Origin of the sequence: Pseudoalteromonas sp. NZS127_1 (assembly GCF_015864295.1) — a bacterium.
In the GTDB taxonomy this organism is placed as follows: domain Bacteria; phylum Pseudomonadota; class Gammaproteobacteria; order Enterobacterales; family Alteromonadaceae; genus Pseudoalteromonas; species Pseudoalteromonas arctica.
In genome coordinates, this window is record NZ_JADYXO010000035.1 from 1 (window position 1) to 19,704 (window position 19,704).

A 19,704-nucleotide genomic window follows, 5' to 3' on the forward strand; every position below is an offset into this window, starting at 1 on the left:
CATTTGCTATGTGAAAGTAGGACATTACCAGGCTTCAAATTGTAGAAAGCCCGAATCTAACGATTCGGGCTTTTTTAGGTCTGCAGAAAAGTGAAATGTGCGCAATTAATGCACACTCATTCAACACCTAGCACGTAGGTCGGGCGAGCGCAGCGACTCCCGACGTTAAAATCATAATAAAACCCCCCAATATCTCGGCACGCCAATAGGTGCGTAGCATTTCACTGTGACTTTCTACCGCTGTGGGCACTATGACATCAGCAGGCTTCAAATTGTAGAAGGCCCGAATTTAACGATTCGGGCTTTTTTACGTCTGCAGAAAAGTAAAAGTAGCACAATTAATCTACACTCATCTACTCCCATCACGTAGGCCGGGCGAGCGTAGCGACTCCCGACGCTGAAAGCATCGAAAGTACCCTTATACCAACCTGCATAAATCTTTAATCAATTTAACGAATTAAATTGCACTATAACGTCGTTAAAATTTTTATTTAGAACAACTAGATACAAAAACTTTTGGCTAGTTCTAGCGTAATTTTCTTAACGTTAAATAGACCCCATATATAAGCAGATTGATATTATAAAGCTTCTACTTCAATTCTAACCTCACGATACGACTCTATATCTTCACTAAATCACAGTCTGATTTAAAAACTAGCTGCTTCTTCTCACTTTGTTGCAATTTCATTCTTGGTTTAATAAGTGACCTGTGTAAAACTACCTGAGTTAATTTAGTAAATCAGGTGACATGAATGTCGAATATTAAAGCTTGGAAACTTATGAGCCTGTTTTGTTTGTTCGCAGTGCTTATAGGTTGTCAATCGAAAGAAGAGCAGCTGCAACAAACAATTCAAGAGTCTATTAAAAAGGTAGATACGGAGCTGTCTCAGCTTGGTACTGCACTCGATAATGGAAGCGTACGCAATGCTGTATTACTTAAAGAATATGGTGAGCTTCTTAAAAAACAACAACCAGAGCTTACAAAAGTTGTTGATGTAATTACCCTTGATGCAACGCGCCAAGGCGCACTTTATAGTGGCTTAACACAGCGACTTAAAGATATTAAAGGAACTTACTTAATTCCTCCTTATGAAGATACGTTACATAGCATTGATTTGTTGCGTGAAGCGGCAAAACCTACGTTATTTTCTGATGCGTTAACCGATCCTATTAATATGCTAGCTGATATGTCGAAAGGTGCTTTAGCACGTGTAGGCGCAATTAGTAAGCAAGCTGAAGGTGAGGGTGTTGGTAACCAAATGGTAGGTAATCCTAACTATGGTAACTGGCAATCAAATAGTAACGGTATTAGCTTTTGGCAATGGTACGGAATGTATCGTATTTTAGGCGATGTATTTGACCGTGTTGAATACGGAAGCTGGAGCAAACGCCGAAAGTATAGTTATTACAATGACTATGGCCGTTCGCGTTATTCAAGTCCTAAACAAATTAAAACTCAAAGCGCGCTAGAAACACGCACGCGCCAAACATACCAACGCCAAGGTAAGCAGTTTACAAGCCCTTATGCGAGTAAAAAAACAGGTGCATCAGGTTTAAGCCGTAGCAGTTATACGCCACCAAAAAGCCGCAGTAGTTATTCTCGTTCGAGCAGTTATAGCAATAGCTCTGGATCGGTGCGTGATAGCGGTAGCAGAACCTCTCGTGGCGTGAGCCGTGGTAAGTAAAAGAATAAAGTTGGAGTTAGAATAATATGTATGAATTTAATGGAATAACTATGTGGTCGCTACAAGCGCTGGCGATTGATTTTGCAATTATTGTTTTATTATTTGTAAGCCTTAAATATATAAAAGGCTGGGTTTCAAACTTACATGCAAATGATGAAATAACAGAGCGCGATAACTTTGCCTTTGGTATTAGTTTTGCTGCTGGTTTAGTCGCACTGGCGATTGTATTAACGGGTGTAAGTAGTGGGGCTTTTGCTGCAACACTTCAACAAGAAGCGCTGCAAATGTTAGCTTACGGCGCATTAGCGGTTGTACTTATTAAATTGGGTCACTTCTTTCAAGATAAAGTAGCACTTCGTAAAGTAAGTCTTCACGACGAAATCGTTAAAGGTAACGTTACAGCTTCAATAATTGATTTTGGTCATGTTGTAAGTGTTGCTATTGTTATTCGCTCAGCTCTTTTATGGGTGGCTACTGATGGCTGGCATGGTCTTCCAATTGTAATTGCTGCCTTTATTATAGGTAGCGTTGTATTACTACTTGTTAGCCAGTACCGAGTGCAGTTATTTAAGCGTACAAACAAAAGTGGCGATTGCCTACAACAAGCAATTGTTGATGGTAACTTAGCTGTGGGTATTCGTTACGCTGGATTTTTAGTAGGTAGTGCATTAGCTATTACAGCAGCAACCGGCGTTGCACCTTACGCTGCGGATAATATTAATGCGAGTTTACTATACTGGGCTATTAGCGCAGTAGTGAGCCTTGTTGCATTTATTATTTTGCACTTAGTGACAATTAAAATAATTTTATCTGGTTGCGATATTTCAGATGAAGTTAATCGTCAAAAAAATGTAGGTGTAGCTACTATTTCTGCAGCAGTATCATTTGCGGTAGGTATCACTATGGCAACCTTACTAGGCGCATAATCAGTGTCATCAACCAACACTCCCCCAAGTAAGTCTCGCTTACTTGGGCACGATATATTACTTATTACTGTTATGGCCGTGCTTGCTGGGTGCGGCCTTATTTATGAATACTTACTGTCTCATTATGCGGGCCGTGTACTTGGCTCAGTAGAGAGCGCCATTTACGCCATGATCGGTACTATGATTGTAGCAATGGGCTTAGGCGCTTTTTTAGCGCGTTGGTTTAAAGATGCATTTACCGCTTTTGCTTGGCTAGAAAGCATTATTGCTTTGGTTGGCATGGGCTGCATTTTAGCGATAGCGGGTGTAATAGCAGTTAGTTATTCTCTTCCTCATTTATTTTCGAGCATTTTTAATTTACCCCCTGATGTTGTACTTAATGGTTACGTATTTCAAAAGCTACAAGAGTGGTCACGTTTTCTACCTTATGTTTTTGGTTTAATACTGGGCTTATTTATTGGTATGGAAATACCGCTTATAGCGCGTATTCGCCAACATGTTTATGGCCGATTTTTGGAGAACAACGCAGGGACTATTTATGGTGCCGATTATATTGGTGCTGGTATTGGTGCAGCCATTTGGGTAAGCATCATGCTCTCAATGCCTATAATGCAGGCTGCCGCGTGGACGGCATTATTTAATATCATTGCAGGGCTCGCGTTTTTATGGCGTTACCACACATATGTACGCTTTGCTAAGGCGCTTTTAGCTTGCCATATAGCATTGTTAGCATTATTTGGTTTTATTTTGATATTTGGCAGTGGTTGGATGAATAATCTAAGCAATGTTTTATATAAAGATAAAGTGATTTACTCACAGGCAACTAAGTATCAGCACGTTGTTTTAACTGAGAGATTAAGTAAAAACCAGCCGCAACCGATCACCGATTTATATTTAAATGGGCGTTTGCAGTTCTCAAGTATTGATGAGCAAATATATCATTCAATGCTGGTTTATCCTGCAATGCTTGCCTCTAACCGACACGACCGCGTATTAATAATTGGTGGTGGTGACGGGCTTGCACTTAGAGATGTTTTAAAATGGCCGGTGAATGAAGTAACGCTTATAGATTTAGACGCACAACTTCTCAATTTATTTGGTCATAAAGACGGTGACTTTACGCCACCAGAGCATATTAGTAAGCGATTGCTGCAGCTAAATAATAAATCGATGCAAGACTCGCGCGCCAACATAATAGTGGGTGATGCATTTTTAGAAGTTGAAAAGCTGCTCGAACAATCTAAGCAGTTCGACACTATTTTAATTGATTTACCGGACCCTAATCATCCTGACCTAAATAAAATGTACAGTGATTATTTTTATAATCATGTACGCCAATTATTAGCTCCCGATGGCGCAATGGCGGTTCAATCAACCTCTCCTTATCATGCTAAAAAAGCGTTTTTAAGTATAGGTAAAACGGTTAAAGCTGCAGGGTTTGGGTATGTTGAGCAATATCAGCAAAATATACCTTCGTTTGGGCAGTGGGGCTGGACTATAGCAACTAAAATGGGTCAGTCGGCCAGTGGTCGTATTAACGATATAGCGACTATGCCAGTACCATCAAGATGGATCAGTAAAGAATATTTATTGGCAAGTTTTGTATTTCCTAATCATTATTTTGAACAAGTTAAAAGTATTGAGGTCAATAGGTTAGGGTCTGGTCAGTTGTATGATTACTACCGAACTGCATGGCAAATAGAAAGCGAATTGTATAAAAACTAATAAAACATGGTTGACATAATATGTCGGCCGTGAGAATCTTAACTCAGACATAATATGTCAAGCGACAAAAGGCAGAGACATGGAATTAAATGAACTTTCAATAAAATTAGCTTCTTTTGAAACTGAAGGCGCTAACTTTGAGTCTTTCTTGATTGCCAATCCTGGTGAGCAAGATGTTTTACAAGTCATTGTTGATGGAAATGATGAACTTCCAATTTTTGTTACTCAAACACAAGAGCAGTTGTTATGTATTAGCTACTTGTTTGACGAAGATGAAGTTAAGAGTGAATTACGCAACGAGTTAAACGAAACATTACTACGTTTAAACGTGCCGATTCCACTGAGTGCATTTGCTAAAATCGATAACAAATACGCGATTTTTGGTGCACTGTCGGTAAATTCATCATTAGATGACGTTACCCACGAACTAGTGACATTAGCTGATAACGCTATAGACGCACTAGAAGCCGTGACCTTGTATTTAAACGATTAATAGCTAGTTAGTGGAGTTAAGATTATGAGTATTTTAAAAAAATTATTTACAGCAGTACGTGGCGGCGCTCGTGAAGCAGGCGAAGCAATTGTAGACAAAAACGGCATCCGTATTTTTGAGCAAGAAATTGCAGACGCGCAAAATGCACTTCACCGTGCTAAAAAAAGTCTTACTGAAGTAATGGCCAAAGAAATGCAAACTAAGCGTAAAATTAGCGCTGTAGATGCCTCAATCGCTGAACATGAAGCGTATGCAGGCCAAGCTCTTGAAAAGGGCAACGAAGCATTAGCATTAGAAATTGCAGAAAAAATTGGTGACTTTGAAGCTGAAAAAGCTGAAAACGAGCAAGTATTGTCTGGCTTTAGCAATCACATTGTTGCGCTTAAGCAGCAAGTTAAAGATGCTGAAAAATCGATTAAAGAGAATCAGCGTCAGCTTACAATGGTTAAAACCACTGAAAGCGTACAGCAAGCAACAATGGCTGTTAACAGCACGCTTAATACAAATAGCTCGTCTATGACATCGGCTCGTCAATCGCTTGAACGCATTAAACAGCGTCAACAAGATCGTAGTGACCAGCTTGGTGCTGCAAAACAACTTGAGTCAGACGTAAATGGCGATGACTTAAAAGCTAAAATGGCTGAAGCCGGTATTGGTGACACAAGTCCAAAAAGTGCTGATATTTTAGCTCGCATCAAAGCGAAGCAAAATAGCTAACCATTACGTTTATACTTTAAAAAGGTAACTGAGTTTTGCTCAGTTGCCTTTTTTGCTTAGAAGGCAACCTTCCTATGTTTAATTTTTTCAAATCTAAAAAAGAGCCAGAGCGTCAGCTTAATCATCCAAGCGATCTTAAAGTAGGCGACATGTTTAGCGTTATAGACTCATTTGCTTATCCAACATGGTTAAAAGGTGAAACGTTACGAGTTACTGGTATTCAAACTTACCAATACCAGCACAGTAGTGATACTGAATTTGTACTCGAGACAAACAGCGGGCAAGTTGTATTTTTACAAATTGAGCAAGATGACGGTGAAGAGTGGGCAAACTTTTCTATTAAAATTCAACGAAACGAAGTTGAAGAAATATTTAGCCTTGATGAGTTTGCGCGTATTTTTGATGAAGAGTCGTTAACCCACATTACAGTGCAAAATACACCAGAGCGCTTTATGCAGTTTTTAGCTAAAAGCTATCAACAAAGCGAGTCGCCTTATGTGTGTTATTTCCATAATAAAGATTACCGCAACCAAGCATTACCTCGCTATGAGCAAGAAGGTGGCGAGCCATGTGAAATGATTTGCTTAGCGTCTGATAATGAAGGCTTTGGTTTAAATATCGAAATTTGGGATGGCGGCGAAACCGAAGTATCGCTAACGCTGACGCGCCCAATGACAGACATTGTAGACTTGTTTCCCGGAGATGCTAAGTGAGTGATGCTAAAGACAAGTGGTTACGTCAGGAACAAGCTGTACGTGCCACGCAGATGGCATTTGATCTGAGCAGCGAAGTTCAAAAGCTGATAAAAAAACAAGCGATCGATCAAGAGCTAACTCCATCAGACATGATCCGCAAAATACTTGGCTTAGACGTAAAGTCTAAAAAAACGCGTCAACGTTTATCGTTTAATTTAAATGATGATGAAATAGCACAACTTGCCACTCGGTTTGATGTACAAAGCGATGATAAGCGAGCCGTAAAGCAGCAAGTAGCTGATTTATTAATAGCGCACACTAAAAATAAAAAAGTGAAATAATTTAATTAGGTTTTTATGAATATTATTTTAATTGCTTACTTAATTATTTTTGCGTTGTTTGGTACTGCGGCGAGTTATTTTGTACGCTTTATTTATGCGTATTGGGTGCTTAAAACAATGCCTATGAAGTACATTATAAAAGCGGGTATTTGCGTGGTATTGGTCGTTGTAATCTCAGCGTTAATTCCATATATAAGTTAACGCTGAGGTTAAGTTTGATTTATTTTATATCAAACGACTGGCACTGCTGATTAATACACAGCGATTGCACTTCAAGTACTGGAGAACAATCAGTTAAGCCTTGTGCTTTATTTTGTATGTTTTCTTGTTTTGTTATTTGTTGAGCAAGCTGTTCCGCTTCTTCTTGAGAGGTGTTTAGCGTTGAATAAACCGCGTATTTACTCGGTCCACCGCATGAGCGGGCGCCAACTTCAAGGACTTTGCACTGAAAGCTAGCGGTGCAGCTATTATTACTCACCATGTTATTCAGATCATAGTTCAAGTCAGACAAGTTTTTATTTTGTTCATTACCTGAGGTTACAGTGCTAGCACAGCCACTTAGTAACAAAATGCTGCTAGCAATGCTTATAATTGACAGTTTAACTGTTGATGGTAAACAACTCATAACGTTATCCTTAAAATGCACTTACCGCTGAGCCTTCAAGTTTAACACATTTATTTTCAACACACTGCGTGCTTGGCGTTGTTAAATGCTGACAAATACTCATTATCCCTTTTTGTGAATTATAGCTACTTTCAAGCTTTGTGATTTTGTCGCTAAGGGCTGTTACTTGATCCTCAGACGCAGTGTTTGTTGAATACACAACAAAGCTGCTTGGCCCGCCACATGCGCGACTACCTACTGCATTTACTCTACATTGAGTGCTTGTATCACACTGTTTATCTGCAGTTAGTGTATTTAATTCAGTTTTGGCTGCTTTTATATCGTCTATTGAAACGTTTTTTAAATCAGCTTTTGGTATTTTTTCAGCAACTACGTTCTTTTTAGTATTTTCTTGTAATTGAGTGTTCTCTTTTAGCTTTTGTAGCTCTTGCTTAGGTGCTTCAGCCTCTGAGGCGATTGTTACTTGCTGTGTTTTAGCTGGTTCGTTATCCAAACATGCAGTTAAACACAGTGGTAAAAGTATGGCTAATAATGGGGTACGCATAAAAAACCTTGATAGTGATGAAATATTCATCACTATCATACACGGTGCATTTTTTACGGCAATAAAAACTATATTATCAAGTAATTAAAGACGTGAAAAATATTGTTCTACTAAAGTCCGCCCTGCGTTAGCTTGGTTGGATTGAGTAATTTTTCGAGTTCTTCGCGCGGTAAATCAGTTTCCTGCTCAGCGACATCAATAATTGGGCGAGCTTCTTTATAAGCCTGCTTTGCTATTTTTGCTGCTTTTTCATAACCGATCACCGGATTAAGCGCAGTTACCAAAATTGGATTTTTAGCGAGTGCTTTATCTATATTTGGCTGATTCACCTTAAAGCTGGCAATTGCTTTATCGCCCAGTGCTTGTGCGCTATTTGCAAGTAACTCTATGCTTTGCAATATATTATACGCAATGACTGGCAGCATCACATTCAGCTCAAAATTACCCGCTTGGCCGGCTACCGTAATAGTGGCGTCGTTACCTATTACTTGTGCACTTACCATTGCGGCGGCTTCAGGTATAACAGGGTTTACTTTACCTGGCATAATAGATGAGCCTGGTTGGAGTGCTTCAAGCTCTATTTCACCTAAGCCTGCAAGTGGGCCTGAGTTCATCCAGCGTAGGTCGTTGGCTATTTTAATTTGTGCGACAGCGAGTACTTTTAATTGCCCAGAAAGTGCGACGATGGCGTCTTGTGAACCTATATTGTAAAAAAAGTTACTACTAGGCGTAAATCTAATACCTACATTAGCACTCAGGTTTTCTGCAAATTTTGCTGCAAATTTAGGGTCTGCATTAATACCTGTTCCTACGGCCGTACCGCCTTGTGCAAGCTCGCACACACGCTCTAAGCTATGTCTAATTCCTGCTGCTGCATGATTGACTTGTGACTGCCATGCACTGAGTGTTTGATCAAAGGTAACAGGCATTGCATCCATTAAATGTGTACGGCCTGTTTTAACTATATGGCCAACTTCAGCTTTTTTCTTTTCTAGGTTTTGCGATAAGTTTTCAAGCGAAGGAAGTAATTCATACACTACATTTATTGCACTACTAAGGGCAATAGCAGTAGGGACTACATCGTTAGAACTTTGCCCCATGTTCACATCATCATTAGGGTGAATACTCTCACTGCCTAATCGACTAGCAAGCGTTGCAATAACTTCGTTGGCATTCATATTTGAGCTTGTGCCCGAGCCTGTTTGAAAAATATCAACGGGGAAGTGCTCAATGTGCTCGCCATCAATAATACTTTGGCAAGCTTGCTCAATAGCATTGGCTTTAGCTTTGCTTAAATGCCCAAGCTCAAAGTTACTTTGTGCTGCGGCTTGTTTTATATAAGCCAGTGCAGTTATAAATTGCTTTGGCATAGGTAAGCCACTAATGGCAAAGTTATTAACCGCTCGCTGTGTTTGCGCTTGATAGAGCGCATCAATAGGTACTTGTAGCTCGCCCATGCTGTCTGATTCTGTTCTAAAGTTACTCATAAGTGTGCTCCTTAAAAAGGGTTGAATTCGTGACTAAGAATACGCGCTTCGCGCTCAAGTATTAAAAATTGTGCAGTATTATTGTGCACTTTATAAAATCGTTTTAATGCTAATAATGGTTTGTATAACTGCTCTAAACATTGTTTACGAATAGCATTATGTATAAGAGGGTCGCACATTTTGTTCATAATTTCATGGTGTGTGCGCCTAAGATAAAACTCTTGAAGCAAAGGATTACGTTGCAGCTCAAATTTTTTTGCGACGTTAAGGGCGGTTTCTATGTAATCGGCAACGAGCATGGGGGCATGCAGACCAGGTCTTAAGCAATGACAAGAGAGTTCTTGATGATAACGATGCTGGGCATGATTTGAAGACATAAAAAAACCGACTCAAGTTAACGATAATAGTTATCATTACATTTAATCGGTTTCAGTGTAAACAGTTATTATAAAAATTATTTGCGATACTAATTTGAGTATTAATTGTAGCCAAGAATAAATATCTGATCTGTTTCATGTTTGGTCATCGCCTGTTGATTATGTTTAGGGTGCGAAAGTAAATCGATTACTGTAGCTCTCATATCAACGGCGTAACTATGATCGTCGGTCGTTTTTTCGGTTATTGCAACAGCTGCGTCTACAGCTGTATAAGAGGGTATATGCATAATTTTATCCTTTAAAAATTTAATATAAGTTAAACCCTTTAGTGGGTTGGTTATATAAAAGCATATTACATACCAATCATAATAAATAAATTTAACCTATTGATATTTATAAGTTTAAAAAATTATCATTTTTTGAACACGACAAAATAAGTCAAATTTGCTTTACTGTTGTGCATTAACCGACAATTTTGGTGCACAGTAATGACAAAGCCATTTTCACAAGCGTGTGAAAACAATAAAGCTCCTATTTTAAAGCAATTAAAAACCGTATTAAAAAACACTAAAACAGTGCTCGAAGTTGGCTCAGGAACCGGCCAACATAGTGTGTTTTTTGCAGAGCAATTGCCTCATTTGCAGTGGCATACAAGTGATCGCGCTATAAACCACGAAGGGATTAACTTATGGCACCGCGAAGCTAATTTAACTAATTTGCATGCGCCGCTTGAGCTTGATTTAAATAATGAGTGGCCAGTAGATAAGGTTGACGCTATTTATACGGCAAATACATTTCATATTGTTAGTTGGCAATTAGTTGAACGTTTTTTTGACGGTGTTAAACGTCATTTAAATAACGAAGGTATGTTATGTATTTATGGGCCATTCAAATACCAAGGTGAATTTACCAGCCCAAGTAATGATGACTTTAGTGCCTTTTTAACAGAGCGCGATCCGTTAAGTGGATTAAGAGATTTTGAAGCAGTTGAACAACTAGCTAAGCAAGCAGGGCTTACGCTCATTAGCGATACAGCCATGCCTGCAAATAATCAGCTACTCGTTTTTAAACGGCAGTAATGAGCTACATTGCTCTTTATATATATCCATATGGCCGCGTTCACACTTTAAGTAGTCGCTTATTGCATTACTGAAGTCGCCATCAACAATATGGTGAGCAGAGTAGGTAAGTACGGGTTCAAATCCGCGTGCTATTTTGTGCTCACCTTGTGCACCTGAATGAAAACAGCTGAGTTTATGTTTTATTGCAAACTCAATACCTTGGTAATAACACAGCTCAAAGTGTAGCGAGTCTACTTCTTCACTTGCTCCCCAGTAGCGCCCATAAAGCGTATTTTCACCAATTAAACTAAGGGTTGCAGCAATCACGTTATCGTCTTTTTTGGCTAGCATAATAACGAGGTTATTGGCCATTAATGCATGTAAAAGCGTAAAAAACTCCATATTTAAATAGCCTAAATGACCAGATCGTTTTAAATACGTACGCTGATAAAACTCACAAAACAATTGCATTATCTCGGGCGTAATTTGTGTGCCTTGCAGCCATTCAATATCAATATTTTGCTGCGCTATTTTAGCTCGCTCTTTTTTAAGTGACCTGCGTTTACGCGAGCTAAGCATCTGCAAAAAGTCGTCAAAGGATTCATAACCTTTATTAAACCACTGAAACTGCACACCCACTCTTAACATGGCGTGTTGCTCAGTTAATGATGTGGCTTGAGCTTGGTCGCAAAAATTAACATGCCATCCCGACCAACCTTGCTGAGCACTGTGTATGCTCAGTTGCTCTGTAATGTATTGATACACCGCATTTTGATTGATGTGATCGATAGCAATGCGCTTACCCTCAATAGGGCTAAAGGGAATGCCAGATAGCCACTTGGGATAATATTCTAAACCGTGTTTTTCGTATGCCTCAGCCCATGCCCAGTCAAATACGTACTCGCCGTATGAATGACTTTTTAAATATCCGGGTGCAAGTGCAACGAGTGTATCACCTTCAAAAATAGCGAGGTGATGGGGCTGCCAACCGCTTTTTTGTGTTACGCATTGGCTTTGTTCAAGGGCATATAAAAAAGCATGTTGAGTAAATGGTTCATCACCAAATAAACGTTGCCACTGCGCCTGATCAATCTCATTAATACTGCTAAACCATTGGTGCGAAAACGTTCCCATGACTACTTACCTTGTAGTTGTTCTAAGCTGTTTTACGTTTTTAATAAACGTACTAATTTGCATCTTAAGCTCGGCAAAATGAGGATTGTAAGTTAAGCGCTGTAAAGCCGGATAGTGTTTTAAGTTGGCGCTTGTACGCTCTCCTAGTTGTGGGTTTTTTGTTGTTTTACATGTTTTGTACAGTAAGTCGTCGTTAATAAAGCTGCCACAATTGCGATAAGTTGCGTTAATTCCATAATGTGGATTTTGCGGTGAGTTAACAACCGCAATATGCGATATACCGTGAATTTTTTTACACTGCAGTGTTGTGCATTGCGGGTTACTTACTATGTAGTCACTAGCAAAGTCTGGCGGTAAAATATCAGTGTTGCCATAAAGTACTAAAGTATCGAGCGGCTTATATTTTACTGAATTACCTTGGTGTAATGTACTTAATAATTTTAGTGTGGCACGCGTATCTATTGTTGTATCAATATCACTAAGTACACTAAAAATAGGTAATTTAAGTGCAGGGCGTTTGCTTAAGTTACTTATGCTTGCAAGTGACATTGCAGCGTATGATGCCGCAGCTGCATTTAAAGAAAAAGACTCATACTTAGCAAAGTCTACATCAGCGTCTTTATCTATCCAATTAACAAACGGTATAGCGTCAATCCATTTTGCTATCCAGCCGTATTTATTATGTGGCTCAGAGCCCGGCGAATAAAGCATAAGCGCTTTAATTTTAGGTGAAATAGTTTGCTTGGTTGCGTAATCAATAAGTAACGCGGCGCCGGTAGAGTAGCCTGCGAGTATCACCTCATCAAAATCTTGCACAGAACGGTCAACACCATATTTTATTGCTTGCTGCCATTGGCTTACATCTACGTTTAGCAAAGCACTTGCGGCGCTGCCATGCCCTGGTAATAAAATAGTACGCACGGTATAGCCTTGCTGATAATACACTTGTGCTAAATCGTGGTACGTAAAGGGTGAGTCAGTTAGCCCGTGGATTAGTAGTGCAACTTTATTACTGTTTGGGTACGTAAGCTCAAAAGGGGCAATAATATCTGCAATAGTAGGGTCAGGTTTTCGCTTACCCTGTGTTACCAACTGCCGATACGTTTGTGTAATAACGGGGCATGGCATGTTTGCATGGGGCTTAGCTTTATTTATATGTTTATATTCGTAATCTAAGTAATCGCTAAATGGTAAAAGGGCTTGATAATTAAAGCGCTGGTGGGTGTACTCATTTTCAAAACGTAATAGGCCTTGCTGCTTACTTTTTATTATAAATTTAAAGTCACTCGCCTGCGATATACAGTTTTGAGCTACTGCAATATGCGAAAAAACACTTAAAACAAAACCAAAAAATACTCTTAAAAATACTCTTAAAGCTACTTTTAAAGTTAAACCATTATTGTTCATTAACTACTGCATATTGAGCAAGACACTCGGTTAGCTTAATGAGTTCAAGCGGTTTTGCAAGATGTTGGTTAAATCCAACGGCTTTTGCATGTGCTTTATCCTCTGGCATTACGTCGGCAGTTAAAGCAATAATCGGAAGTTCTTGTTCGGTTTTAAACTGCCGGATCAATGCTGTGGCTCTATAGCCATCCATTACAGGCATTTGGCAATCCATAAGCACTAAATCAAAATGCTGCTTTTTTACTATATCGACCGCCAGCTCGCCATTTTCTACTATATACGGCACAATTCCTAACGAGCCAAGCATCGCTTTAATCACCATTTGGTTTACTGGGTTGTCCTCTGCCACTAAAATGCTGAGCGAAGTAATATTCGTATTATCAAATGTAATAATATGCTCTTTTTTAGGCTCTGTTGTTTCTAATCGCATGGAAAATGTAAAAGTAGAGCCTTTATCTATTTCACTTTTAAGTGTTATTTCTCCCCTCATTAGCTGGCTTAGCTCTTTTGCTATGGTTAAGCCAAGGCCGGTACCGCCAAATTGTCTTGATGTAGAGCTATCAGCTTGGGTAAATGCGTTAAATAACTTTTTATGTTGGCTCGGTTTTATACCTATACCGGTATCGCTAACGGTTATAACAAGCTGTACTTTATTGGCAGTGGTAAACTCTGTTTCTATGTTTAGAGTAACACTGCCTTGGTTTGTAAATTTAATGGCGTTACTACACAAGTTAAGCAATATCTGCTCAATTCGCATTGGGTCACCAATAAACCAGGTATCTAAAGGTAGTTTTGAGTTAACTTGCCATTTAATACCTTTGTTAGTTGCGCTGTGTTCAAACATATTGTTTATACGTGCTATTAAAGCACCTAGGTCGAATGCAATAGACTCAATAACTAACTTTTGAGATTCTATTTTTGATATATCAAGAATGTCATTAATTAGGTTTAATAAGCTTTTAGATGATGAGTTTATTTTATCTAAGTAACCAATTAGCGTACTTGCGCTATCGGTTTCGCGAGCAAGCGAAGAAAACCCAATAACAGCATTCAAAGGTGTACGGATTTCGTGGCTCATATTAGCTAAAAATTGGCTTTTAGCTTGGTTAGCTAAATCTGACTGCTGCTTTGCTTGTGCAAGCGAGTGTGTACGCTCAGCCACTTGGCGTGTAAGTGCAATTTGTTGCTGATTAAACAGCAGTAAAACCATTAAAATTAAAGAACATACGGCCACTTGAAGTATGAGCAATAATAACGTTAGTTGATTATTATGTTGTGCTAAAAACCCTTCTTTAAGTGCTAGTTTTACAATCCATTTTTGCCCTGCAAAGCTCACATCAAACGACATCAAACGACTTCCTTTAGCCTGATGAACATCTTGAGAGTAATTACTATAAAACGGCGGTGCGTTTGTATCTTCGTATATACCAATCGAAAACATATCAGACTGCTGTTTAGTAATTGCTTGTTCAATAATACTGCGTACTAAAAATATACCCGTGACGTAGCCTTTAATTACTTCTTTATCGTCACTTTGAGAATACACAGGGGCAAATAACAAATAAGCGGGTTTAGGTTGTTTGGTTTGTACTAGCTGAATTATCTTAGTCCCTACGGGCATATATTTTATAGCAGGGTTAAGCAGGGAGTTTTTCCTATCAGAATTTGAAAATACATTAAAGCCAATTGCTTTTTGATTACCATTGAAAGGGGCTATATATTTTATGATAACGAGGGGATCATTTTTTTCAAGAGGCTCACCTACTACATCAACATCTAAATGGTAAATATTTGATATTTCTTGGGCAAAGGTCTCACGTTGATCTTGAGGTATTTTTGCATTCCACGATAAAGCATTAATAAATGCGTGCTGGGTTAGTAATTGGCTAGCATAAGAATAAAAATCTTGCTGGCTTAATGTTGATGATGATTGAACCTGGCTTGCTAGGCTTTGTACTGCAATAATACTGCGATTTGTATATCTATAAAGGCTATTTTCTATAACGTGAACTTCACGTTCGGCAATTTTAATTGTGCTTATACGGTTTTCTTGATCGTATAGCTGTGTTGTAACCGCAACAGACACAAATAAAATAGAGCATACTGCAATTGTTGGAAACGCCGATATATTATGTTGATTAGATTTTTGTGGTAGTAAAGAAAGTAAAAACGGAGTTGCAATTAATACCCCTAATGTATCGCCAAGCCACCAATAAACAACATTTTTCCAATGATTATCAATGCTATAAACCGAGTTAAATTGACTAAGAGCGAACACGCCAAAGTTAGCCGAAATTAAACTGACTAATATGGCTATGACGAGAATAAAGTAAATTATGTTTTTACGCTTTTTAAAGCGTAGTGGGTGACCAAGCCAAAATTTTAGTAAAGCAGCGCCCACCATTGCCTGTATAACCACACCAAAGGCGATATACATTGCTTCGTTAAATGAGTTACCGACCAGGACTAGCTCATGAGCTGAACTATCAAAAATATTTAAATTAAATGCAATTGCAGCTACAAATAAAGGTGGGATAAAGCGCCACCACCAAATATAACAACCGACCAGAGCAATACCAGCAGGTAACCAAATTGGAATTATTTGCGAATTAAAAGCAAGTTTAGTGAGTGCTATACCCACTAAAAAATATGCTAAAGCAAACATGATGTAAAAAATAATGGAGTGATTTTTAGAGTTAAAATTTTTCACATAAGGTCCAAGCAATTATTATTATCGTTTTGAAATATCAGTATAGCTAACAGTAAGTTATTTTGGTTATTTTTATAATGGTAACTGTTTTTTGCTAAATGACTGCTTTAACACAACGGTTGATTCTATATTTGCAATACAGCTTAAGCCACCTAGTTGATGTTTTACAAACGTTTCGTAGCTCTCAAGATCATGTGCAATTATTTTTAATAAATAATCATAGCTTCCTGATATTACACAACACTCTAATACATGTGGTAATTTTTCTACATGTTGTTCAAATTGCTCTGCAGCACTTACCGAATTTTGGCTTAATCGTACAAACGCATACACCAACACATTAAGGTTAAGTGCTTTTGGGTTTATGGCGGCGTGGTAGCCGGTAATAATGTTTTCTTGCTCTAACTTTTTAATACGTCTTAGGCAAGGTGTATCTGACAGGTTAATGCTGCTGGCTAAATCTGAAACCGACATACGAGCTTGGCTTTGTAGTGCGATAAGTAATTGCTGATCTTTTTTATCTAACATAGTTGTCGGCTTTTATTAATTATTTTTATATTTGTAGTGATTATTGCTAAGTATTACAGTTTTTACTAATTTTTTTGGCGTTTTACCCTCACTGAACTCTGTTAGCATTTAACCATAAAAATAATAGAGCACAACAATGAACACACATACCGCTATTTTTGATCACTGGATTCGAACTGAGTTTGTCACTTTAAACAGTGAATTAGAGCAGCTTTATTGGCAGCAAACAGATAAAGCCAATGTAGAAGGAATAGGCGAGGCCTTAAAGCAACAATTAGAAAAAGAAGGCAACGCATTAATTAGTAATTTATTAGCGGAAGGAAACACAGATCAAGGCTTTGATAGTGCTTTTGACCTACTCGGCAACGTTGGATTATTTATGGCTGCATGCCGTCGCCATGAAATTACCGAACCAAGCAGAGAAACCACGTCTCCACTAATAGAAGCCTCAGCGCTTGCTATGCATATAGGCGCATCTATTGGCGTAACCCCTCGTTTTGCTACCGCCCACTTAACTACTCATAACAAAGCACTTAACGGTATTTATAAACGATTTACTAATTTACCCGATGAAAAGCTATTTATAGATTACAACACCCAAGGTATTTTGGCCTATAAACGCGCAAGTGATGCTTTACTAAAAATATTGCCGTTAGGTATTTCACATCCTTTATGCAGTGAGTTACTAAAAGTAGCTAAACAGGCGCTTATAGATGTTATTGATTCAAATAATGCACTTTATACTGAGCTCGATACAGATCGCTTTTTTAACTGTGTTCGCCCTTACTATAAACCGTATCGTGTAGGTAAAGAGGTTTACAGAGGCGCTAATGCCGGTGACTTTGCAGGTATTAACGTGATTGATATGTTACTAGGGCTTTGTAGTGCAAATGAGCCTAGTTACTCGCAAATGCTGGTGGATAAGTTTTTATATATGATGCCAGAGGATCAACAAATACTACGAGAAGCCATGCGTATGCAAAGCTTTATGGATGACTTTTTACAAGCGAAGCAATATAAAAATACAAATTGGTTTAAAAGTCACGCAAAGCTATTTATCCAAGTGTGCAAATTACATGGCGACACCGCAGTCGGTCATCATAATCAACTAGTTGAAAAATTTATTGCTCAGCCCTCAAAAAATATGCAACAGCAGCATATGAGCAAGGTAACAGCAAGTGGTCCGCCGCTTCATGTGCTACTCGACTCGCTCGAAAAATTAAGAGATAGGCGAGCCAGTGCAAAACGCGACGATATAAAAACACGTTTTGACGATCTAAATACACTTAAAAAATGGGTTAAATAGCATGCTTAAAAATGATTTTTGTATGGCCGATGGCTGTTATTTACTAAACCACTCGGTAGGGCGTCCTCTTAAAAATACGCAGCAATATTTAGCCCAGCATTACTTTTTATCGTGGGAGGGATCAAATAAAGAGCCTTGGCAGCAATGGCTGCCCGCAGTTGAGCAGTTTACTACTGTACTTGGTAAGTTATTTAATACGCCTAGTTCGCAGTTTTGTCCTCAGGTTAACTTATCAAGCGGCTTAACAAAGCTGCTTATGTCGCATCCACGGTTACAGCAACAAAATTGTAAAGTGCTTATGGCGCAAAGTGATTTTCCGAGCATGGGCTTTGCAATGCAAAAAGCATTACCAGAGTGCGCGCAAATCATGTTTATACCTGAGCACGAAGATTTAAGTGATATTAGAGTTTGGCAGCGTTATATAACCGCCGATATCGATTTAGTTTTTATAAGCCACGTATATTCAAATACAGGAGTGCAGGCACCTGTATACGATATTGTAGCTATAAGTAAATTAACCAGTAGCTTATCGATAGTTGACGTTGCTCAGTCAGCGGGTGTGATACCGCTTGATTTAAGCGTACTCGATGCTGACTTTATGATTGGCTCGAGCGTTAAATGGCTATGCGGCGGACCTGGTGCAGCATATTTGTGGGCTAACAAACACCAAATAGCATATTGTGAACCTAAAGATGTGGGTTGGTTTTCGCATCAAAACCCATTTGAGTTCGATATTAACCATTTTGAATATAACGCCAGTGCGCTCAAATTTTGGGGGGGCACTCCTTCTGTAGCGCCTTATATTATTGCCGCCAATAGCATTGCTTACTTTGCAGAGCTAACTGCTCACAAGGTAAGGGAGCATAATTTAGTGATGCTTATGCTTATTCATGAGCAGCTAAGCGAATATGTTGTATCACCTATGAGTAGTGATAAATGCAGCGGGACTGTTATTTTATTTTTTGCCGGGCTGCAAGAATATGTACTTACAGAGCTTGATAAAGCGAAAGTCAGTGTAGATGCTCGTAAATTTGGAATACGAGTATCGCCACATATTTATAATACCCAAGAAGACGTTGAGCAGTTTATATCGATAGTAAAACAAGCGCTTAAGGATTTTGGCTAAGCTGCTGCTTTCTTTGTTTTAATGACTCTATTTTTTGCTGCGTTTGATTGATTGATGCGTCGTAAGTTTGCTTTAACGCATTTGTTTTAGTTGCGATAGCATCAGCAATAGACGAAGCGCCTAAACGATTGGCTTTATCTTGAGTCATGTAATCTATCTGCTGTTTTTTAGCAGTGTATTCTTTTTGGCTTTGTGCAATAGATAGCTCAAGGCGTTTTATTTCACGATCTATTTGTTGAACCTCTAAGTAATCATCGACAGAGGAGTCGGTAATACCTTTACCGGGCGTAGAGCTTTTGTACGCTTCAATTACGTTTATATCTTTGAGAGTAATAACTTGTGCATCTTTAGCGCAAGGCGTTTGGCTAAAGGTAGGAACGCCCTTAATGACACACTTATACACTGTTGTACTTTGTGCCAAGGTAAAAAATGGTGCTGCTGCGCAAACTGATAGCAATATGAACCGGATCATAGCTAAACCTAAAGTGGCTAAAGTTGTGTTAATAATGCCCTAAGTTATTACTAGGCACAATTTGTTTAGTTTTTATAAATTTTAGGCACAAAAAAACCACAATTAAGTGGTTTAAATTAAGTATGGTGGAGAGGGAGGGATTCGAACCCTCGATAGAGCTACAAACTCTATACTCCCTTAGCAGGGGAGCTCCTTCGGCCACTCGGACACCTCTCCAACGCATAACCGTTTGTATTGATGGAAGTAAAAAAAGCCACCAATTAAAATATGGTGGAGAGATAGGGATTTGAACCCTAGATGGGCTATAAACCCATGCCGGTTTTCAAGACCGGTGCATTCGACCAC

The 19,704-nt window shown here is 38.8% G+C and carries 21 protein-coding genes and 1 tRNA gene; 11 read left to right on the forward strand and 11 right to left on the reverse strand.

All coding sequences use genetic code 11. The annotated features are described in order from the left end of the window. Positions 1-752: 752 nt before the first annotated feature. From I6F50_RS19305 to I6F50_RS19340, 8 genes are all read left to right on the forward strand, one after another. The gene (locus I6F50_RS19305) at positions 753-1,685 is read left to right on the forward strand and encodes a CHAD domain-containing protein (RefSeq protein WP_197177042.1); all 933 of its coding nucleotides are present in this window, start codon (positions 753-755) and stop codon (positions 1,683-1,685) included. A gap of 26 nt (positions 1,686-1,711) precedes the next feature. Then, the gene (locus tag I6F50_RS19310; protein ID WP_197177044.1) at positions 1,712-2,611 is read left to right on the forward strand and encodes a DUF350 domain-containing protein; all 900 of its coding nucleotides are present in this window, start codon (positions 1,712-1,714) and stop codon (positions 2,609-2,611) included. 3 nt (positions 2,612-2,614) lie between these two features. Further along, positions 2,615-4,336: a polyamine aminopropyltransferase gene (locus I6F50_RS19315; protein ID WP_197177046.1), complete on the forward strand. Its 1,722-nt coding sequence runs from the start codon at positions 2,615-2,617 to the stop codon at positions 4,334-4,336. 79 nt (positions 4,337-4,415) lie between these two features. Then, on the forward strand, positions 4,416-4,829 hold the full coding sequence (locus I6F50_RS19320) for a YjfI family protein (RefSeq protein ID WP_004335098.1): 414 nt from the start codon (positions 4,416-4,418) through the stop codon (positions 4,827-4,829). 24 nt (positions 4,830-4,853) lie between these two features. Further along, positions 4,854-5,546 (forward strand): PspA/IM30 family protein, encoded by a 693-nt coding sequence (locus I6F50_RS19325; protein WP_004335088.1) that lies wholly within the window; start codon positions 4,854-4,856, stop codon positions 5,544-5,546. 74 nt (positions 5,547-5,620) lie between these two features. Continuing rightward, a complete protein-coding gene (locus I6F50_RS19330; protein WP_165739670.1) occupies positions 5,621-6,259 on the forward strand; it encodes a DUF4178 domain-containing protein in 639 nt (212 codons plus the stop codon). After that, positions 6,256-6,582 (forward strand): hypothetical protein, encoded by a 327-nt coding sequence (locus tag I6F50_RS19335; protein ID WP_165739672.1) that lies wholly within the window; start codon positions 6,256-6,258, stop codon positions 6,580-6,582. Before I6F50_RS19330 ends, I6F50_RS19335 begins: the two co-directional genes overlap by 4 nt. Before the next feature lie 15 nt (positions 6,583-6,597). After that, positions 6,598-6,783 carry a hypothetical protein gene (locus I6F50_RS19340; protein WP_165739673.1) on the forward strand — a complete coding sequence of 62 codons (186 nt, stop codon included), beginning with the start codon at positions 6,598-6,600 and terminating at the stop codon, positions 6,781-6,783. Positions 6,784-6,802: 19 nt separating this feature from the next. On the opposite strand, the gene I6F50_RS19345 is transcribed toward I6F50_RS19340, so the two are convergent. The 5 genes from I6F50_RS19345 to I6F50_RS19365 form a co-directional block, all read right to left on the reverse strand. Beyond that, positions 6,803-7,207, reverse strand: coding sequence for a hypothetical protein (locus tag I6F50_RS19345; RefSeq protein ID WP_197177048.1), 405 nt, complete (start codon positions 7,205-7,207; stop codon positions 6,803-6,805). Positions 7,208-7,217: 10 nt separating this feature from the next. Beyond that, complete coding sequence (locus I6F50_RS19350; protein WP_197177050.1) at positions 7,218-7,751, reverse strand: hypothetical protein; 534 nt, start codon at positions 7,749-7,751, stop codon at positions 7,218-7,220. Positions 7,752-7,861: 110 nt separating this feature from the next. Then, positions 7,862-9,238 carry a lyase family protein gene (locus I6F50_RS19355; RefSeq protein WP_197177052.1) on the reverse strand — a complete coding sequence of 459 codons (1,377 nt, stop codon included), beginning with the start codon at positions 9,236-9,238 and terminating at the stop codon, positions 7,862-7,864. 11 nt (positions 9,239-9,249) lie between these two features. Next, positions 9,250-9,615, reverse strand: coding sequence for a hypothetical protein (locus I6F50_RS19360; RefSeq protein ID WP_231613042.1), 366 nt, complete (start codon positions 9,613-9,615; stop codon positions 9,250-9,252). 101 nt (positions 9,616-9,716) lie between these two features. Continuing rightward, positions 9,717-9,902: a hypothetical protein gene (locus I6F50_RS19365; RefSeq protein ID WP_165739680.1), complete on the reverse strand. Its 186-nt coding sequence runs from the start codon at positions 9,900-9,902 to the stop codon at positions 9,717-9,719. Between the two features lie 201 nt (positions 9,903-10,103). Here I6F50_RS19365 and I6F50_RS19370 point away from each other — a divergent pair, with 201 nt between their 5' ends. After that, on the forward strand, positions 10,104-10,694 hold the full coding sequence (locus I6F50_RS19370) for a DUF938 domain-containing protein (RefSeq protein ID WP_197177054.1): 591 nt from the start codon (positions 10,104-10,106) through the stop codon (positions 10,692-10,694). Here the strand turns inward: I6F50_RS19370 and I6F50_RS19375 are convergent. From I6F50_RS19375 to I6F50_RS19390, 4 genes are all read right to left on the reverse strand, one after another. Continuing rightward, the gene (locus tag I6F50_RS19375) at positions 10,671-11,810 is read right to left on the reverse strand and encodes a GNAT family N-acetyltransferase (protein WP_197177056.1); all 1,140 of its coding nucleotides are present in this window, start codon (positions 11,808-11,810) and stop codon (positions 10,671-10,673) included. The genes I6F50_RS19370 and I6F50_RS19375 overlap by 24 nt on opposite strands. Before the next feature lie 6 nt (positions 11,811-11,816). After that, positions 11,817-13,217: a carboxylesterase gene (locus tag I6F50_RS19380; protein ID WP_197177057.1), complete on the reverse strand. Its 1,401-nt coding sequence runs from the start codon at positions 13,215-13,217 to the stop codon at positions 11,817-11,819. Continuing rightward, on the reverse strand, positions 13,207-15,927 hold the full coding sequence (locus I6F50_RS19385) for an ATP-binding protein (protein ID WP_197177060.1): 2,721 nt from the start codon (positions 15,925-15,927) through the stop codon (positions 13,207-13,209). The genes I6F50_RS19380 and I6F50_RS19385 overlap by 11 nt, the downstream gene beginning before the upstream one ends. Positions 15,928-15,999: 72 nt before the next feature. Next, the gene (locus I6F50_RS19390; RefSeq protein ID WP_039488718.1) at positions 16,000-16,455 is read right to left on the reverse strand and encodes an Lrp/AsnC family transcriptional regulator; all 456 of its coding nucleotides are present in this window, start codon (positions 16,453-16,455) and stop codon (positions 16,000-16,002) included. Positions 16,456-16,591: 136 nt separating this feature from the next. Here I6F50_RS19390 and I6F50_RS19395 point away from each other — a divergent pair, with 136 nt between their 5' ends. Together I6F50_RS19395 and I6F50_RS19400 are read left to right on the forward strand one after the other, a co-directional pair. Next, positions 16,592-17,761 carry a monodechloroaminopyrrolnitrin synthase PrnB family protein gene (locus I6F50_RS19395; protein ID WP_197177062.1) on the forward strand — a complete coding sequence of 390 codons (1,170 nt, stop codon included), beginning with the start codon at positions 16,592-16,594 and terminating at the stop codon, positions 17,759-17,761. Position 17,762: 1 nt separating this feature from the next. Further along, positions 17,763-18,887 (forward strand): aminotransferase class V-fold PLP-dependent enzyme, encoded by a 1,125-nt coding sequence (locus I6F50_RS19400; protein WP_197177065.1) that lies wholly within the window; start codon positions 17,763-17,765, stop codon positions 18,885-18,887. On the opposite strand, the gene I6F50_RS19405 is transcribed toward I6F50_RS19400, so the two are convergent. Both I6F50_RS19405 and I6F50_RS19410 read right to left on the reverse strand, forming a co-directional pair. Beyond that, a complete protein-coding gene (locus I6F50_RS19405) occupies positions 18,871-19,359 on the reverse strand; it encodes an RNA-binding protein (RefSeq protein ID WP_197177068.1) in 489 nt (162 codons plus the stop codon). The genes I6F50_RS19400 and I6F50_RS19405 overlap by 17 nt on opposite strands. A 123-nt stretch (positions 19,360-19,482) precedes the next feature. Further along, positions 19,483-19,575: transfer RNA gene (locus tag I6F50_RS19410), tRNA-Ser, on the reverse strand. Between the last annotated feature and the right edge of the window lie 129 nt (positions 19,576-19,704).

What these genes read in the sequence shown, in the direction of transcription:
- I6F50_RS19395 (WP_197177062.1), top strand. Translation starts at nt 16,592, where the DNA reads ATGAACACACATACCGCTATTTTTGATCACTGGATTCGAACTGAGTTT.
- I6F50_RS19375 (WP_197177056.1), bottom strand. Translation starts at nt 11,810, where the DNA reads ATGGGAACGTTTTCGCACCAATGGTTTAGCAGTATTAATGAGATTGAT.
- I6F50_RS19340 (WP_165739673.1), top strand. Translation starts at nt 6,598, where the DNA reads ATGAATATTATTTTAATTGCTTACTTAATTATTTTTGCGTTGTTTGGT.
- I6F50_RS19320 (WP_004335098.1), top strand. Translation starts at nt 4,416, where the DNA reads ATGGAATTAAATGAACTTTCAATAAAATTAGCTTCTTTTGAAACTGAA.
- I6F50_RS19345 (WP_197177048.1), bottom strand. Translation starts at nt 7,207, where the DNA reads ATGAGTTGTTTACCATCAACAGTTAAACTGTCAATTATAAGCATTGCT.
- I6F50_RS19360 (WP_231613042.1), bottom strand. Translation starts at nt 9,615, where the DNA reads ATGTCTTCAAATCATGCCCAGCATCGTTATCATCAAGAACTCTCTTGT.
- I6F50_RS19370 (WP_197177054.1), top strand. Translation starts at nt 10,104, where the DNA reads ATGACAAAGCCATTTTCACAAGCGTGTGAAAACAATAAAGCTCCTATT.
- I6F50_RS19390 (WP_039488718.1), bottom strand. Translation starts at nt 16,455, where the DNA reads ATGTTAGATAAAAAAGATCAGCAATTACTTATCGCACTACAAAGCCAA.
- I6F50_RS19330 (WP_165739670.1), top strand. Translation starts at nt 5,621, where the DNA reads ATGTTTAATTTTTTCAAATCTAAAAAAGAGCCAGAGCGTCAGCTTAAT.
- I6F50_RS19355 (WP_197177052.1), bottom strand. Translation starts at nt 9,238, where the DNA reads ATGAGTAACTTTAGAACAGAATCAGACAGCATGGGCGAGCTACAAGTA.
- I6F50_RS19350 (WP_197177050.1), bottom strand. Translation starts at nt 7,751, where the DNA reads ATGCGTACCCCATTATTAGCCATACTTTTACCACTGTGTTTAACTGCA.
- I6F50_RS19325 (WP_004335088.1), top strand. Translation starts at nt 4,854, where the DNA reads ATGAGTATTTTAAAAAAATTATTTACAGCAGTACGTGGCGGCGCTCGT.
- I6F50_RS19305 (WP_197177042.1), top strand. Translation starts at nt 753, where the DNA reads ATGTCGAATATTAAAGCTTGGAAACTTATGAGCCTGTTTTGTTTGTTC.
- I6F50_RS19380 (WP_197177057.1), bottom strand. Translation starts at nt 13,217, where the DNA reads ATGAACAATAATGGTTTAACTTTAAAAGTAGCTTTAAGAGTATTTTTA.
- I6F50_RS19365 (WP_165739680.1), bottom strand. Translation starts at nt 9,902, where the DNA reads ATGCATATACCCTCTTATACAGCTGTAGACGCAGCTGTTGCAATAACC.
- I6F50_RS19310 (WP_197177044.1), top strand. Translation starts at nt 1,712, where the DNA reads ATGTATGAATTTAATGGAATAACTATGTGGTCGCTACAAGCGCTGGCG.
- I6F50_RS19405 (WP_197177068.1), bottom strand. Translation starts at nt 19,359, where the DNA reads ATGATCCGGTTCATATTGCTATCAGTTTGCGCAGCAGCACCATTTTTT.
- I6F50_RS19400 (WP_197177065.1), top strand. Translation starts at nt 17,763, where the DNA reads ATGCTTAAAAATGATTTTTGTATGGCCGATGGCTGTTATTTACTAAAC.